Below are 14,683 nucleotides of genomic sequence, written 5' to 3'. Positions count from 1 at the left end.
CGGCCACAAAATCCCCCTTTTCCGATTGGAACTTATCCGCCCTGAATTGACCGTTAACCGTTGACGTGCCGATAAGGCGTTGCACACATGCAACTGTCGGGCTAAGGAAACTCGCAAATTGGGGCAAAAAAACGAATAAGCCCCGCGGTTCGCCTCCCGTTAAAAGTTTACGGATGGGCTGACTGTCAGCCGTCAGGGTGGGTAAGTTGGAGTTTCGTCATGGACCTTGCCTCAGGGTGAGGGCCATGGGCGCCCTTGGACACGTCCGGCACGGGCTTTCCCGGGGCTAGATAATGGAGTGATGCGTTTGAATGGCTTACGCTGACCAGCAAATGAGCGGTAACAAGATTACCGCGCTTGTCATTGTTGCGCTGATCCACGTCTTTGTAGGCTATGCGCTCGTCACGGGCCTGGCCTATCAGGCTGCGCAACAGGTCATCAAGAAGGTGACCACAGTCGACATCAAGGAAGAGAAACCGAAGGAGGAAGAGCCGCCGCCGCCGCCGCCGAAGCAGGAAGAAGCTCCGCCGCCGCCGATCGTCGCGCCTCCGCCGCCGATCAACATTGCCCCGGCCCCGCCGCCGGTGCAAACCGTGGTGACGGCTCCGCCGCCGCCGCCGGTGGTGATCACGACCGCGGCTCCGCCCGCACCCCCGGCTCCGGCTCCGGCACCTCCGGGTCCGTCCAAGGCCCGCGGCGCTTCGCCGAAGGGTCAGGGCAGCTGGGCCGCCCGCATTCAGGCGAACTATCCGACCCGCGCCGCTCGTGAAGAGCGTGAAGGCCGTGTCGGTGTGCGCGTCGGAATCGGTCCGGACGGCAAGGTCACCGCTTGCTCGGTCACCGCATCGAGCGGCAGCCCTGACCTTGACGAGGCAGCTTGCGACGGCATGACCCGCTACGCGCGGTTCAACCCGGCGCTCGACGATGCCGGCAACCCGACGAGCGGCCAGTTCTCGACGGCCATCGTCTACAAGCTGAACTAACTCCTTTTAAGACTGGTTAGGCCCACACCCCGGCCGGAATCAGTCCCTGCATTCTTCTTGAGAGGTAAATCGCATGCTTATCGTTGATATCCTTGCCGCAGCGGGCGAAGCTGCGCCCCAGAACAAGTTCGGTTTCATGGAAGCCCTTCAGGCTGGCGGCTTCATTTCGTACGCCACCGTGATCATCATGGGCATCATGTCCTTCGGCTCGTTCTACATCCTGTTCACCAAGTGGTTCGAACAGTCCAAGATCATGCGCCAGTACAACGTTGTGCGCACCACCTTCTGGAAGGCTCCGACCCTCCGTGAAGGCGCCACCAAGCTCGAGAAGAACAGCGCATGGCGCCAGCTCGTCGACGACGGCATCGCCGCCGAAGACCAGCACGCCAAGATGACCGATTCGCTCGAAGCCCATGACTGGATGCACGCTTCGCTCGCGCGTTCGGAAGCTTCGATCAACGCTCGCCTTGCTCAGGGCCTGCCGTTCCTCGCCACCGTCGGCGCGACCGCACCGTTCATCGGTCTGTTCGGTACCGTGGTCGGCATCTACCGCGCCCTGATCGCCATCGGCATCGCCGGTTCGGCTTCGATCGACAAGGTCGCTGGTCCGGTCGGTGAATCGCTGATCATGACCGCGCTCGGCCTGATCGTCGCCGTTCCTGCAGTTCTGGCCTACAACTACCTCCAGAGCCGCAACAAGCGCATCGCCGAAAACCTGACCGGCTTCTCCAGCGACGTTCTCGCGAACATCAACTCGCGCGGCGCCGTGAAGCCGATCGTTGCTGCTGCCCCGGCGAAGCCCGCCGCTGCTCCGGCCAAGCCGGCTGCTGCTCCGGCCAAGCCGTAAGCAGCATGGGATGGGCCTGTCGCAGGACGGCAGGCCACATCCGAGGGACTCAGGCGGCGGTGCGTTGCATGCGCGTCCGTCGCCTGCCCAGGGCAACGCAAGGATTAGGATAAAACTATGGCGATATCCTCGGGCGGAGGCGGTGCCGAGACACCGATGTCCGACATCAACACGACGCCGCTCGTCGACGTCATGCTGGTGCTTCTGATCATCTTCCTGATCGCGGTTCCGGTTGCGATCCAGACGATCGAAAAGCTGAAGATCCCCGTCGTCGAGGCCGTTGAATCGAAGGACAAGGTCGAAAACCTTCTCCTCACCGTTTCGACCACCGACGATGCGGGCAAGGCAGCGGGTGAACCCGGTTACGTCGGCGCTTCGCGCAACGGCGAATGCCGAGTCTACTTCAACAACATCACGCCGGTGACCTCGCAGGAACTGCGCGACCAGGCTTTCAAGCGTCTCGATGCAATCGTGAAGCGCGAAGGCGGCCCGCAGGCCCTTCAGGCCAACCCCGATCTCGTGCCGCAGGTCCACATCCGTGGTGACGTCAACGCCCCGTGGCGCTGCGTTGCCGGTGCGATCTACAACGTTCAGATCTCGGGCTACCCCACGGTTGGCTTCATCACCAACCCGGTCGACCCGAACGGCTGACGTTCAGGCAGGAACAGGAGTAACTTTCCATGGCAATGTCAGGCGGCAAGGAAAATGGCGAGCCGATGATGGAAATGAACACGACGCCGTTGATCGACGTCATGCTCGTTCTCCTCATCATGTTCATCATTACCATCCCGGTTGCGACCCACTCGATCGACATCGATCTTCCGGTTGCAACCCCTCCGACGAGCACGCCTCCTCCGGTCGATCCGATCCGCAACAAGGTGGTTCTCACCGCGGACGACAAGATCCTCTGGAACGGTACGCCGGTCGACGGCCCGGGCCTCGCGAATCTGCTCAAGCAGTCGCTGAGCTACGCGGTCGAACCCGAGCTGCAGTACCAGCCGGAAGCGAACGCCAGCTACGATCTCTCGGCCCAGGTGCTGCAGGTGATCAAGGCGGCGCAAGTCACGAAGTTCGGCTTCGTCGGCAACGAACAGTTCCGCGACTTCGGCAAGTAAGCCGAACGAACGGAACCGGTCTCTCAAGGACCAATGAAGGGGCGGAGCGATCCGCCCCTTTTTTGTTGTCTGAGCGGCCTTAGTCTGGAGCCGGCCCAGTCCTATTCAGGCCAAATGGTTGTCTGGCTCAGTCTTCCTCAGGCTCGGCCACCGGGTCCACTCGCATGGCCATGGAGGCCAGGCTTTCCGCCTCCACCAGCAGATCCTCGTCGGCCGATCCCGAGGGCAGCGATTCCCGCCCGATCATCGAAATCGCCGGCACCGAGAGCGGGCTGATCCGCTCCAGCCGCACATGGTCCACTTCCTTCGCCGCGCGGTCCAGCACATCGGCCACGCGCGCCACGTCGGTCATCCGCGCCCGAGCATCGGCCCAGGCCGCCTCGATCAGGAGGTGATCGGGTTCGTACTTGCGCAGGACATCGTAGATCAGGTCGGTCGAGAAGGTCACCTGCCGCCCGGTTTTGCGCTTGCCCGGCTGCTGCCGCTCGACAAGGCCGGAAATCACCGCAACCTCCCGGAAAGCCCGGCGCAGAAGATAGGACTGCTGCACCCAGTCGACGAATTCGTGCGTCAGGATGTCCGGCGAGAGCAGCGAGGCCGGATCGTCCACCGGCTTGAGACCATAGACCACCAGCGCATAGTCCGTCGCCACGAAGCCGAGCGGCCCCAGCCCCCGGTCTTCCATCCGCCGCGTCACGAGCATCCCCAGCGACTGGTTCGCCGGCCAGCCCTCGAAGGTGTAATAGGTGGTGTAGGCGCGGCCCTGGTGTGGGAAGCTCTCCACCAGCAGACGCCCGGGCGCGGGCAAGTGCGAGCGCCAGTCCTGCACTTCGAGCCATTCGCGCACGTCGTCGGGAAAACGCGACCAGCCGGCGCGGTCGAACAGCATGGCACGCACCCGGTCCGCAAGATGGGTCGAGATCGGCATGCGCTGGCCCATGTAGCTGGGGATCGTCGCCGAGCGCCGCGCCGCGCGCACGACCAGCTCCAGTTCGCGCAGCGCCTCCACTTCCAGGTCCATTCCGGCGAAGCGGAAAGTGTCCCCCGGCTTGAGGCTCGCCCCGAACCCCTCCTCGACCTTGCCGAGCGAGCGGCCGTTGCGAAAGCGCACGTCGAGCATCTCTGAATCGACGATGATCCCGGCGTTGAGCCGGTGGCGTGCGGCATGCTCTGGGTGGGTCAGCCGCCAGGTCCCGTCCTTCTCGCGCACGATCCGGCGGAAGCGATCGTAGGAGCGCAGCGCGTACCCCCCGGTCGCCACGAAATCGAGCACGCGCGCGAAAATAGCCTCGTCCACCCAGGCATAGGCCAGCGACGAGCGCACTTCCGATAGCAGCGCATCCTCGCGAAACGGACCCGCGCAGGCGACGGCCATGACGTGCTGGGCCAGGACGTCTAGGCCGCCGGGCCGGAACGGTTCGCCATCGCGCTGGCCCTCGTGAACGGCCTGCTGCGCGGCGAAAGCCTCGAGAAACTCGAACCGGTTGCCCGGCACCAGCAGCGCCTTGCTCGGCTGGTCGAGCCGGTGATTGGCGCGACCGATGCGCTGGAGCAGACGCGAAGATCCCTTCGGCGCGCCCATCTGCACGACCAGGTCGATGTCGCCCCAGTCCACCCCGAGATCCAGGCTGGCGGTGCAGACCAGGGCCCGCAGCCGCCCCTCCGCCATCGCCCCTTCCACCTTGCGCCGCGCCTCCTTGGAGAGCGAGCCATGGTGGATGCCGATCGGCAGGTTGTCCTCGTTAGCGTTCCACAACTCCTGGAAGATATATTCCGCCAGGAAGCGCGTGTTCGTGAAGATCAGCGTGGTGCGGTGGGCCTTGACCTGCTGGATCAGCTGCGGGATCGCCCAGGTGGCGGCGTGGCCGCTCCACGGGATGCGTTCTTCCTGCGGCAGCAGGATCGACACTTCGGGCTCGGCGCCGGCCTCGCCTTCGACGAGCTGGACGGCATCGATCTCGCCCCAGGGCGCGAGCCAGCCGCGAAAGGCGTCAGGGTCCGCCAGCGTCGCCGACAGGCCCGCGCGTTGCAGCGCCGGCGAAAGCGCCTGCAGCCGGGACAAGGCCAGCGCCAGGAGATCGCCGCGCTTGCCGGTGGCGAAGGCGTGAATTTCATCGATGACCACGCGCCGAAGCCCGGCAAACATCGTGGGCGCCTCGGGATAGCTCAGCAGGAGCGAGAGCGATTCGGGCGTGGTCAGCAGCACATGCGGCGGCCGGGCGCGCTGGCGGGCCTTGCGGTCCGAGGGGGTATCGCCGCTGCGGGTCTCGATACGGATCGGCAGTCCCATCTCCTCCACGGGCGTCAGGAGATTGCGCTGAACGTCGTGCGCCAGCGCCTTGAGCGGCGAGACGTAGAGCGTGTGCAGGCCCTCGGGCAGCGGCCCGCCGTCCAGCCGCGAGGGACAGAACGCCGCCAGGGTGGGCAGGAAGCCCGCCAGCGTCTTGCCGGCGCCGGTATCGGCCACCAGCAAGGCGTGAAGTCCGCGGTCGGAGGCTTCCAGCATCTCCAGCTGGTGCCGCCGCACGCGCCATCCGCGCCCGGCGAACCAGTCGCCAAGCTCGGGAGGGACGGCCGTTGCCGGCGTCATGAAGTCGATCTCGGCACGGTCATCGCTCAGGTGGTTGCAGCACGGCTCCGTTGAAGCATGGGGGCGAACAACAGGAAAGCCCGAGCATGCGGCGCGGTTGCGCCAATCTTCTTGCGTACTTGTGCCCCTTCGCGGATGGTCGGCCGGTTCCCAGCAGCGAGGGCCAGGGTGACGATGCCAACGGATCTCGATCTCAGACACCTGATCGCCCTGGCCGTCAGCCTCGCACTGGGGCTGCTGGTGGGCCTGCAACGCGGCTGGGCCGCGCGCGAACAGGCCGACGGGTCGCGCTTCGCCGGCATCCGCACTTTTGCCCTGATGGGCCTTGCCGGCGGGCTTGCGGGCATTCTCTTCGCCCCCGCCCCCGGCCCGGCCACCGTCCTGCTCGGCGCCGCCGCCCTGCTGGTGATCGTGGGCTACTGGCGGGACGCGCGGCTGAACAGCAGCGTCAGCGGCACATCCGGCGTCGTCGCGCTGCTGACTCTGGCGAGCGGCCTGATGGTGGGCCTGGGCGAGCGGCTGATCGGCACCGTGATCGCGGTGGTCATGGTCCTGCTGCTCGCCATGCGCGAGCAATTGCACGGCTGGATAGATCGCCTCAGCCACCGCGAGGTGCTCTCGATCGCCCGGTTCGCCCTGATCGCGCTGGTGATCCTGCCGCTCCTGCCCAACCAGGATTTCGGCCCTTACGGCGCGTGGAATCCGCGGAAGCTCTGGCTGATCGTGGTGCTGGTCTCCGGCTTTTCCTTCGCGGGCTACTTCGCCACCCGCATCGTCGGCGCGGCCCGCGGGGTCATCGCCACGGCCGCGGCCGGCGCGCTGGTCTCCTCGACCGCGGTCACCGCCTCGATCGCCAACCGCATGAAGGACGGCGCCATACCGGCGCCCGTGCTGGCCTCTGCGGTATCGGTATCCTCCGTCGTCATGTTCCTGCGCGTGATGGTCCTGACCGGCCTGCTCGCGCCGGCCGCCTTGCCGATGCTGGTCAGGCTCATCGCCCCGGGCCTCACGGTCAGCCTCGCGCTGGCCGCCTGGTATCTCCACCGCACACGCTTCGCCGAAGTGGGCGACACCAGCCACGAGATGACGATCCGCAATCCCTTCGACGTCGCCCCCGCGCTGATGCTCGCCGGTCTGGTCATGGTGCTCACCGTCGCCTCGCTATGGGTGCTGCAGAATTTCGGGGACCGCGGCCTTGCGCTGGTCCTAGCGATCTCGGGCACGGTGGACGTCGATTCCGCCATCATCACCATGGGCGGATTGGCCGGCCAGACGCTCGATCCGCGTACCGCCGGACTGGTCCTGGCAGTGCCGGTGGCGCTCAACACCCTGTTCAAGGCCGGCGTGGTCGCCAGCGTGGCCGGATGGGAGAAAGGCCGCGACGGGGTGATCCCCCTGGTCGGCAGCGCCCTGGCCGTGGGCCTTGCCTGGCTCGTCCTGCGCTAAGGGCGGCTAGTGCCCCGCCTGCGGCCCGCGTTGCAGGCCCGAGGCCGCCAGTTGCCCGTCGATCTCGCCCACCAGCCGCTCCAGCCCCTCGGCCGAGTGACTTTCCGCACGGGCGACGAGCACGTCCTGCGTATTGGAAGCGCGCAGCAGCCACCAGCCATCGGGCGTGGTGACGCGAACGCCGTCCATGTCGACGAAAACCGCCCTCGCCTCGGCAAGCCGCGCGCGCACTTCCGCGACGGCCGCGAACTTGCGCGCCTCGTCCACCCGGAACCGCAGTTCCGGCGTATTGAGCATCTCCGGCATCGCGCCGCGCAGTTCGGTCACCGAGCGCCCCAGCCGGACCGTGGCCGCCATCAGCCTGACCGCCGCATAGAGACCGTCGTCGAAACCGTAGAATTCGTCCGCAAAGAAGACATGGGCGCTGGTTTCGCCTGCCAGCAGCGCGCCGGTCTCCTTCATCTTGGCCTTCATGTGCGAATGGCCGCTTTTCCACATGAGCGGGCGCCCGCCGTGGCGCGCAATCGTGTCGAACACGGCGCCGGACGCCTTGACGTCGGCGATCACCGTCGCCCCCGGCATGCGCGCCAGCACGTCTTCCGCGAAGATCCCGAGCAGTTGGTCGCCCCAGATCACCCGGCCCAGGCCGTCGACGGCGCCGATCCGGTCGGCATCGCCGTCGAAAGCCACCCCGAAGTCCAGGCCCTTCGCGGCGACGAGCGCCTTCAGGTCCGCCAGGTTCCGCTCTTCCGTGGGATCGGGATGGTGGTTCGGGAAAGTACCGTCCACTTGCGTGAACAGCAGATGGTGCTCGCCCGGCAGGCGCGCCGCGAGCCGCTCCAGCGCCGGTCCGGCCGCGCCGTTGCCGGCATCCCAGCCGATCCGCAGACCGGCAAGACCCTCGTGCGAGAGCCCCGAAACGCCCTGCGCGATGCGATCGACATAAGCCTCCAGCACCTCGCGCTGCTCGACCTGCCCGGCGCCCTCGTCCCAGTCGCCCACCGCCGCCATCTCGCCCAGGCGGACGATATCGGAGCCGAAGAACGGCCGCCCGCCCAGCACCAGCTTGAAGCCGTTGTGATCGGCGGGATTGTGGCTGCCGGTGATCTGGATGCCGCCCTGCACGTCGCCCGACGTCGCCTCGGCATAATAGAGCATCGGCGTCGGCCCCAGGCCGATGCGGACCACGTCCGCGCCGCTGGCGCGCAGCCCTTCGACCAGCGCCGCTTCCAGCATGGGGGAACTGAGGCGGCCGTCGTAGCCCACCGCCACCTTGCGCCCCCCGGCGCGGCGCAGCACGGTGGCAAAGCCCCGGCCGATCGCATGAGCGTCCTGCGGCCCGAGATCCCGGCCGACCACGCCGCGAATGTCGTATTCGCGCAGGATGGTGGGATCGAACCTGTGGCCCATGTTCAGGCCTGCGGGCTGCTCAGCCTGGCCAGCAGGAGATCGCGCGCCGCGTTCGCTTCGTGAACTTTCTCGTTCGTGCCGCCCCGGTCGGGATGGACTTGCGCGACGACGCGGCGGTGCGCGTCGAGGATTTCGCGGCGGTCCGCGCCTTCACTCACGCCCAGCAGCGCCCGCGCCTGCGCGCTGGCGTGAACGTCCGCGAAGGAGGGACCGGGCAGCGCCTTGCCCTGCCACGGCCAGCGCCCCTTGATCAGCCGCCAGGCAATGCAGCCGAGCGCGATGAGCCAGAGCAGTTTCATTCGTCGCCGGCGAGTTGGAGATCCGGCTCACGGTTCGTCGGCATCGGCAGGTTGAGCCCCGCCACCAGCTGGCGCAGTTCCTGGCGCGCCACGAGATGGCTGGTGCCGAGTTCGCCAAGATGCCCCTTGTCGAGCAGGGTCAGGCCCGAGGGGAACAGCTCGCGGAAGATGACGCGCTCGGAAAGCCCGTTGGAAATGCGGAAGCCGACGCGCTTGGACAGTTCGAGCAGCGCGCCTTCCAGGCGGCGCATGTTCTTCGCCTCGACGTGCTGGACGCGGTTGCGCACCACCACCCAGTCGAGTTCGCGGCGACCTTCGTTGATGGTCTTGAGGCCGCGCTTCTTGCGGGTTTCCCACATGAGTTCGGCGTAGAACGAAAGCTTCTTCACCTTGAACGATTCGCTCTCGACCTGCCCGATGAGGTCGAAGTCGATGAAGCTGTCGTTCAGCGGGGTGACCAGGGTATCGGCCGTTGCCGCGACGTGGCGGGCGAACTGGTCGTCACGGCCGGGCGTGTCGAAGATCAGGAAGTCGTAACCATCGGCGATGGCTTCGGCCAGATCGTCCAGCTCGCCGATATCCTCGCCGTCGTAGACCGAGAAGCGAGCGCCGGGCAGCGCGATTTCGCGGCGGCGCTCGGTTTCGACGCGGTTCTCCAGATAGCGGTACAAAGTGCGCTGGCGCGGATCGAGATCGATCGCGGCGACCTTGGCGCCCTGATAGGCGAGCGCGATGGCGACGTGGACGGCTGTCGTGGACTTGCCGGTGCCGCCTTTTTCATTGGCGAAGACGATGCGATGCGCTGTCACGGACCCTGTTCGCTTTCCCTGTTGCCCCCGGGCCCTAGCCCGGATTCGCTGCCCCCGGACTTTAGCCCGGGAAGCGAAATCAAATCCTTAACCGCCGAAGCGGGTCAAACCCATTGCCGCCCGGGGCGCGGTGCGGCTAAGGGCAGGCGCGACCACCGGTCAAGTGCATCCTATCGGAGCAGTGACACCCAATGCAAACCCTCCACAGCCTTGATCCACTGCGCCGTGCCGTTGCCGCCCTGCGCCAGTCGCCCGACGGGCCGAAAACCGTCGCCCTGGTGCCGACCATGGGCGCGCTCCATGAAGGCCATCTGACACTGGTGCGCGAAGCGCGGAAGCAGGCCGATCACGTCGTCGTCTCGATCTTCGTGAACCCGCTGCAATTCGGCGCGAACGAGGATCTCGACAAGTATCCCCGCCAGCTGGAGCGCGATTGTGCGCTGCTGGAAGCGGAAGGGGTGGACCTGGTCTGGGCACCCACCGTGGAGGCGATGTACCCGCAGGGCTTTGCCACCAATATCTCCGTCACCGGCGTCAGCGACGGCCTTTGCGGCGCATCGCGCCCCGGTCACTTCGACGGCGTCGCCACCGTGGTGTGCAAGCTGTTCCACCAGGTCCTGCCCGACGTGGCGCTGTTCGGCGAGAAGGACTGGCAGCAGCTCGCCGTGATCCGCCGCATGGCCCGCGATCTGGACCTGACCAGGCCCCACGCCGACGCCGTGCTGGGCGTGGCCACCGTCCGCGAGGAGGACGGCCTCGCCATGTCCTCGCGCAATGCCTACCTCACGGCCGAGCAGCGCCTGCAGGCCGTCACCCTGCCGATGGCCATGAAAGTCGCGATCGCGGGCATTCGGAACGGCGAGCCCGTAGCGGCCTGCATCGGCCATCTGAAGGACGCCTTGCTGGCAGGCGGCTTCTCCTCGGTCGACTATGCCGAGCTTCGCGATGCCGACAGCCTTGCCCCGCTGGATTCGCGCGGGACCGCGCCGATGCGTCTTTTGGTGGCGGCGCGGATCGGCACGACCCGCCTGATCGACAACATGGCGGTCTTGCCGGAATAGCCGCTGCGCCATCCCGATTTTTCCTTCGGGAAATCTCACAGCAATAGTCATTTGCGTGCCGGGAATTCCGGCTTAAGGTCGAACCGGGTTGGGAAGGCCGGGTCGCCCCGCGTCCGGTGCAACAGAGGGAAGTCATCATGAAGAAATTCGCCTGTGCGCTCGCCGCACTTGCCGTCGTGGCCGGCGCGCCCTCGGCTTTCGCCGAAGACCGCTCTTCCGCACGCAAGGTCCAGGACAAGGGCACCCAGGAAATCCCGGTGTGCCGCAAGAACCTCGGCACCGTCGCCATCGTCGAGCCCGAGAACCAGTGGTGGCGCGAACTGAGCCTGGGCAGCCCCGAGGCGATCCTGCGCGTCTTCGTGCAGAAGTCCGGCTGCTTCACCATGGTGAACCGCGGCCGTTCGCTGCAGAACAGCGCGATGGAACGCGCGCTGGCCGAACAGGGTGAGCTTCAGAAGGGCTCGAACATCGGCAAGGGCCAGATCAAGGCGGCAGACTACTTCATCCAGCCCGATATCGTCTCCACCAACAACAATTCCGGCGGCGGCGGTCTCGGCGCCGCGCTTGGCGGCGTGGGCGGCCTGTTCGGTCGCGGCTTCGGCGCGATCGCCGGCGGCCTCAACGTCAAGAAGGGCGAGGCCAACGTCACGCTCTCCATCGTCAACGCGCGCACCACGGTCGAGGAAGCGCTGACCGAGGGCTATGCCCGCAAGTCGGACGTCAGCTTCGGCGGCGGCGGTGGCGGCTTCTTCGGCGGCACGTTCGGCGCGGCCGGCGGCGGCGGCTACCAGAACACCCAGATCGGCCAGATCATCGTGCTCGCCTATCTCGATGCCTATACCAAGCTGGTCACCCAGCTCGGCGGCCTGCCCGAAAGCGCCTCGGCGGCGGCCCCGCAGGCCACCAACGCCCAGGCCCACTGATCGACACGATCTTGCGGAATGACCGGCCGGGGCCTTTTCCCGGCCGGTACGACGCAGCAGCGAACAGCGCCATGAGCGGCCCGAAAACCCTCTATATCGAAGACGACGTCCGCGCCGCAACGCAAGTGAAGGAGCTGGCCGCGCAGGCGGGCATCCCGCTCGTCTGGGCCGAAAGCGGACAGGAAGGCCTGAAGCTGGCCGGCTTCGAGCATTTCGACGTCATCATCCTCGACCGCATGCTGCCCGATCTCGACGGGCTGACGATCCTCTCGCGCCTGCGCGAAAGCGGCATCGGCACGCCCGTGCTGATGCTTTCCGCGCTGGGCCGCACCAGCGACCGGGCCGAGGGGCTGGACGCCGGGGCGGACGACTACCTGGCCAAGCCTTTCGAAGCGCCGGAACTGCTCGCCCGGCTCCGCGCGCTTCATCGCCGCGCCTCGGGGCGGGCGCATAGCGCGGTGATCCTCTACGGCGCCTTCGAGTGCCACGTGAAAGCGCGCACCGCCTTCCGCAACAATTGCCACCTCGCGCTGAGCCCCAAGGAATTCGAGCTTTTCCGCTATTTCATGGAAAACGCCGGCGAAGTGCTGACGCGCGAGATGCTGCTGCGCGATGTGTGGAAGATGAACTTCGACCCGCAGACCAACGTCGTCGACGTGAATATCGGCCGCCTCCGCCGCAAGCTGGAGGAAGGCTTCGATACGCCTGCGCTGGAGACGATCTGGGGCTCGGGCTACCGCCTGCTCGACGGGCGCTAGACGCCATGGCGCGCCTCGTGGAAATTCACAGGTCGATCTTTACCCAGATCGTCGCCTGGGCGATCCTGATCGCGGCGATGATCACGTTCGGCCTCTGGCTGCTGACCGATACCACGATCCAGCGCACCAACCGCCTGGCGCTGGAACGCGCGGTGGACGTGGACCTTGCGGGCATGGTCGACATTTTCGCCAGCGGCGGCGCAGTCGAGCTTTCCAACCGCATCAACGACCGCCTCGCGCTTCAGCCGCGCGATGCCAACCCGGCGCACTATCTTCTGGCCGACGCCAGGGGCGCACCGCTCGCGGGCGACCTTCGCGCATGGCCCGGCCTCCACGCCGGCGTCTCGGAAACCGGCGACGTCACTTTGCCCGATGGCCAGCGCGCGCTGGGCCGCGCCACCCAGCTCGGACCGGACCTGCGGCTGCTGGTTGCCCACGAGTACCGCGACCTCGGCCTGCTGCTGCGGCAAGTCGCGCTGGCCTTCCTGGCCGGCGGGCTGCTGGCGGTGGGTGCCGTGGCGCTGGCCGGCTGGTTCGCCGCGCGCCGCCTGGCCGGCCGGATCGAGCGCATCAACGCCGCCTTCCGCCACCCCGACGATGCAGCGCTGGCCCAGCTCGCCAAAGGCTCCAAGGACCGCGACGAGATCGACGAGCTGACCCGCCACTCCGGCGATGCCCTCGCCCGCCTGCGCCGCCTCGCCAGCGCCCAGCGCGAAACCACGGACCAGGTCGCGCACGAGATGCGCACCCCGCTCATGCATCTGGACAACCGCCTGGTGCGGGCGCTGGCCGCGACGCCCGACGGCGAAACGTCGGCGCGGATCGTCGATGCCCGGCTGGAGATCCGCGGCATCATCCGCATGCTCGAATCGCTGCTGGACATCGCCGCCAGCCAGGCCCGCCGCGGCGACCGCCATGGCCTGGCCCCGGTGGACCTCAGCCTTCTCGCCGAGCGACTGGGCGAACTCTATGCCGACAGTGCCGAGGAATCGGGCCACGGGTTCGAACTCGCCATCACCCCCGGCGTCGTGGTGGAAGGCGAGGAAATGCAGTTGACCCGGCTCATCACCAACCTGCTCGACAATGCCTTCAAGTTCGTCCCCCCGGGCGGAAACGTCAGGCTGGAACTGGAGAAGGGGCCGCTGCTGACCGTGCGCGACGACGGCCCCGGCGTTCCGGCCGAAGAGCGGGAGCGTATCTTCGAGAAGTTCGGCCGCGCGGCCAACCGGGACGGCCAGAACGGCGCCGGGCTGGGTCTTGCCCTCTGCAAGGCGATTGCCGAGCGCCATCATCTTGAAATCACTCTCGCGCCCACCGAAAAAGGCGCCTGCTTCACGATTGCACCGGAGTCGAAACCATGAATGCGCCCAGATCCGCCCTGAACGTCCTGGCCGGCGCGGCGCTGCTGGTCGGCACGCCGGCGCTCTGCGTGCCTGCCCCAGTCTCAGCCGCACCAGCCCTGACCCCGTCGCGGGACGAGCGCGTGGTCCAGGCCCTGCTTGCCGCGCAGGAAGCCGCCGGTTCCGCCGACGCGGCGGCGCTGGGCGATGCGCTGCGCGTGATCGACCGTTCCGGCGCCCGGCCGATGGAAGGCTGGACCGGCGCCGATCCGGTCCCCGCCTGGCGCGCGCTGGTGCCGGCGGCGGCAGGCTCGCCCTTGCGCGGCAGTCCGCTCGGACCGGGCTACCGCTCCGGCCAGATCGGCGCGGGCAAGAGCGATTCCTTCCAGCAGGTGTTCCTTTCGGGCCGCAAGGCCAGCATCGCCCTTTCCGCCGTGGGCGGCGAGCCGCTGAGCCTGCGCGTCGTCGATGCCGACCACAAGCCGGTCTGCCTGGCGGACGCCCAGCGCCGCGCCTGCCGCTGGGTGCCGGTGTTCACCCAGCGCTACCTGATCGAAGTGCGCAACGGCGGCCAGAGCCAGGCCAACTATTTCCTGGTCGTCGACTGATCGCCGCCGCGAAAAGCCCCTCAGGGCCACCTGGGACATTTTCGCCTGATGACGCACCCGGTCTTTGCGGGTAGACGATCCGCCGTGGGCACTCTCAGGCAGTTCTTCCGGGCCCGTCCCGGCCTTGCGGCAATGCTGCTGGCCGCGGCCCTGTGCCTCAAGATCTTCGTGCCCACCGGCTACATGCCTTCGGCCCAGGGCGGCGCGCTGACGGTGGAGCTTTGCTCCGGCTCGGCACCGGCCGGCTCCAAGGTGCTGATCCACGTCGAGCGCAAGGGCGGCAGTCACGACGCGTCCAACACCGCCGATCACCCTTGCGCCTTTTCCTCGCACTCTGCGGCCGCGCTCGATGCCGTGCTTCCGGCGCTCGTCGCGGCGGCCTTGCTGTTCGTCTTCGTCGCGGCCGTCCTGCACCGTCCGCTGGCGCTTCGCCGCCTTCGCGCGCAGATCCGTCCGCCCCTGAGAGGGCCGCCCCTCCCCGCCTGATCCCGATG

15 protein-coding genes are annotated in these 14,683 nt (G+C 67.3%); 11 read left to right on the top strand and 4 right to left on the bottom strand.

The annotated features are described in order from the left end of the window. Positions 1-311 precede the first annotated feature (311 nt). The 4 genes from EDF58_RS08840 (at position 312) to EDF58_RS08825 (ending at position 2,945) form a co-directional block, all read left to right on the top strand. Positions 312-983, top strand: a complete 672-nt coding sequence (locus tag EDF58_RS08840; RefSeq protein ID WP_132264601.1) for an energy transducer TonB — start codon at positions 312-314, stop codon at positions 981-983. Positions 984-1,056: 73 nt separating this feature from the next. Continuing rightward, the gene (locus EDF58_RS08835) at positions 1,057-1,830 is read left to right on the top strand and encodes a MotA/TolQ/ExbB proton channel family protein (protein WP_132264599.1); all 774 of its coding nucleotides are present in this window, start codon (positions 1,057-1,059) and stop codon (positions 1,828-1,830) included. A 117-nt stretch (positions 1,831-1,947) separates the two neighbouring features. Continuing rightward, positions 1,948-2,481 (top strand): biopolymer transporter ExbD, encoded by a 534-nt coding sequence (locus tag EDF58_RS08830; RefSeq protein ID WP_207912874.1) that lies wholly within the window; start codon positions 1,948-1,950, stop codon positions 2,479-2,481. Positions 2,482-2,510: 29 nt separating this feature from the next. Then, entirely contained in the window at positions 2,511-2,945 is a 435-nt protein-coding gene (locus EDF58_RS08825; protein ID WP_132264597.1) for a biopolymer transporter ExbD, read from the top strand. A 127-nt stretch (positions 2,946-3,072) separates the two neighbouring features. Here the strand turns inward: EDF58_RS08825 and EDF58_RS08820 are convergent, their stop codons facing one another. Beyond that, positions 3,073-5,535, bottom strand: a complete 2,463-nt coding sequence (locus tag EDF58_RS08820) for a ligase-associated DNA damage response DEXH box helicase (protein WP_132264596.1) — start codon at positions 5,533-5,535, stop codon at positions 3,073-3,075. A 174-nt stretch (positions 5,536-5,709) separates the two neighbouring features. On the opposite strand from EDF58_RS08820, the gene EDF58_RS08815 reads away from it, so the two are divergent. After that, the gene (locus EDF58_RS08815; protein ID WP_132265290.1) at positions 5,710-6,981 is read left to right on the top strand and encodes a DUF4010 domain-containing protein; all 1,272 of its coding nucleotides are present in this window, start codon (positions 5,710-5,712) and stop codon (positions 6,979-6,981) included. 6 nt (positions 6,982-6,987) lie between these two features. Here EDF58_RS08815 and EDF58_RS08810 read toward each other — a convergent pair whose 3' ends face one another. Genes EDF58_RS08810 through EDF58_RS08800 form a run of 3 tightly spaced genes read right to left on the bottom strand, consistent with a single transcriptional unit; the run spans position 6,988 to position 9,499 of the window. Further along, positions 6,988-8,391 carry a phosphomannomutase/phosphoglucomutase gene (locus EDF58_RS08810; protein WP_132264594.1) on the bottom strand — a complete coding sequence of 468 codons (1,404 nt, stop codon included), beginning with the start codon at positions 8,389-8,391 and terminating at the stop codon, positions 6,988-6,990. 2 nt (positions 8,392-8,393) lie between these two features. After that, the gene (locus EDF58_RS08805) at positions 8,394-8,690 is read right to left on the bottom strand and encodes a J domain-containing protein (protein WP_132264592.1); all 297 of its coding nucleotides are present in this window, start codon (positions 8,688-8,690) and stop codon (positions 8,394-8,396) included. Continuing rightward, positions 8,687-9,499: a division plane positioning ATPase MipZ gene (locus EDF58_RS08800; RefSeq protein ID WP_132264590.1), complete on the bottom strand. Its 813-nt coding sequence runs from the start codon at positions 9,497-9,499 to the stop codon at positions 8,687-8,689. The genes EDF58_RS08805 and EDF58_RS08800 overlap by 4 nt, the downstream gene beginning before the upstream one ends. A gap of 191 nt (positions 9,500-9,690) precedes the next feature. Between EDF58_RS08800 and panC the strand changes: the two genes are divergently transcribed. From panC to EDF58_RS08770, 6 genes are all read left to right on the top strand, one after another. Further along, positions 9,691-10,560, top strand: a complete 870-nt coding sequence (panC, locus tag EDF58_RS08795; RefSeq protein ID WP_132264588.1) for a pantoate--beta-alanine ligase — start codon at positions 9,691-9,693, stop codon at positions 10,558-10,560. Positions 10,561-10,697: 137 nt separating this feature from the next. Beyond that, the gene (locus EDF58_RS08790) at positions 10,698-11,483 is read left to right on the top strand and encodes a CsgG/HfaB family protein (RefSeq protein ID WP_132264587.1); all 786 of its coding nucleotides are present in this window, start codon (positions 10,698-10,700) and stop codon (positions 11,481-11,483) included. 71 nt (positions 11,484-11,554) lie between these two features. Next, a complete protein-coding gene (locus EDF58_RS08785; RefSeq protein ID WP_132264585.1) occupies positions 11,555-12,241 on the top strand; it encodes a response regulator transcription factor in 687 nt (228 codons plus the stop codon). A gap of 17 nt (positions 12,242-12,258) precedes the next feature. Further along, positions 12,259-13,602, top strand: coding sequence for a HAMP domain-containing sensor histidine kinase (locus tag EDF58_RS08780; RefSeq protein WP_243654142.1), 1,344 nt, complete (start codon positions 12,259-12,261; stop codon positions 13,600-13,602). Next, on the top strand, positions 13,599-14,189 hold the full coding sequence (locus EDF58_RS08775) for a hypothetical protein (protein ID WP_132264581.1): 591 nt from the start codon (positions 13,599-13,601) through the stop codon (positions 14,187-14,189). The genes EDF58_RS08780 and EDF58_RS08775 overlap by 4 nt, the downstream gene beginning before the upstream one ends. Before the next feature lie 84 nt (positions 14,190-14,273). Then, positions 14,274-14,675: a hypothetical protein gene (locus tag EDF58_RS08770; RefSeq protein ID WP_132264579.1), complete on the top strand. Its 402-nt coding sequence runs from the start codon at positions 14,274-14,276 to the stop codon at positions 14,673-14,675. Positions 14,676-14,683 lie beyond the last annotated feature (8 nt).

Source organism: Novosphingobium sp. PhB57 (genome assembly GCF_004342985.1).
In the GTDB taxonomy this organism is placed as follows: Bacteria; Pseudomonadota; Alphaproteobacteria; order Sphingomonadales; family Sphingomonadaceae; genus Novosphingobium.
The sequence above is the reverse complement of the archived record's forward strand: the minus strand, read 5'-3'. Positions and strand labels throughout refer to the sequence as shown.

What these genes read in the sequence shown, in the direction of transcription:
- panC (WP_132264588.1), top strand. Translation starts at nt 9,691, where the DNA reads ATGCAAACCCTCCACAGCCTTGATCCACTGCGCCGTGCCGTTGCCGCC.
- EDF58_RS08840 (WP_132264601.1), top strand. Translation starts at nt 312, where the DNA reads ATGGCTTACGCTGACCAGCAAATGAGCGGTAACAAGATTACCGCGCTT.
- EDF58_RS08785 (WP_132264585.1), top strand. Translation starts at nt 11,555, where the DNA reads ATGAGCGGCCCGAAAACCCTCTATATCGAAGACGACGTCCGCGCCGCA.
- EDF58_RS08830 (WP_207912874.1), top strand. Translation starts at nt 1,948, where the DNA reads ATGGCGATATCCTCGGGCGGAGGCGGTGCCGAGACACCGATGTCCGAC.
- EDF58_RS08825 (WP_132264597.1), top strand. Translation starts at nt 2,511, where the DNA reads ATGGCAATGTCAGGCGGCAAGGAAAATGGCGAGCCGATGATGGAAATG.
- EDF58_RS08805 (WP_132264592.1), bottom strand. Translation starts at nt 8,690, where the DNA reads ATGAAACTGCTCTGGCTCATCGCGCTCGGCTGCATTGCCTGGCGGCTG.
- EDF58_RS08835 (WP_132264599.1), top strand. Translation starts at nt 1,057, where the DNA reads ATGCTTATCGTTGATATCCTTGCCGCAGCGGGCGAAGCTGCGCCCCAG.
- EDF58_RS08810 (WP_132264594.1), bottom strand. Translation starts at nt 8,391, where the DNA reads ATGGGCCACAGGTTCGATCCCACCATCCTGCGCGAATACGACATTCGC.
- EDF58_RS08775 (WP_132264581.1), top strand. Translation starts at nt 13,599, where the DNA reads ATGAATGCGCCCAGATCCGCCCTGAACGTCCTGGCCGGCGCGGCGCTG.
- EDF58_RS08820 (WP_132264596.1), bottom strand. Translation starts at nt 5,535, where the DNA reads ATGACGCCGGCAACGGCCGTCCCTCCCGAGCTTGGCGACTGGTTCGCC.
- EDF58_RS08815 (WP_132265290.1), top strand. Translation starts at nt 5,710, where the DNA reads ATGCCAACGGATCTCGATCTCAGACACCTGATCGCCCTGGCCGTCAGC.
- EDF58_RS08790 (WP_132264587.1), top strand. Translation starts at nt 10,698, where the DNA reads ATGAAGAAATTCGCCTGTGCGCTCGCCGCACTTGCCGTCGTGGCCGGC.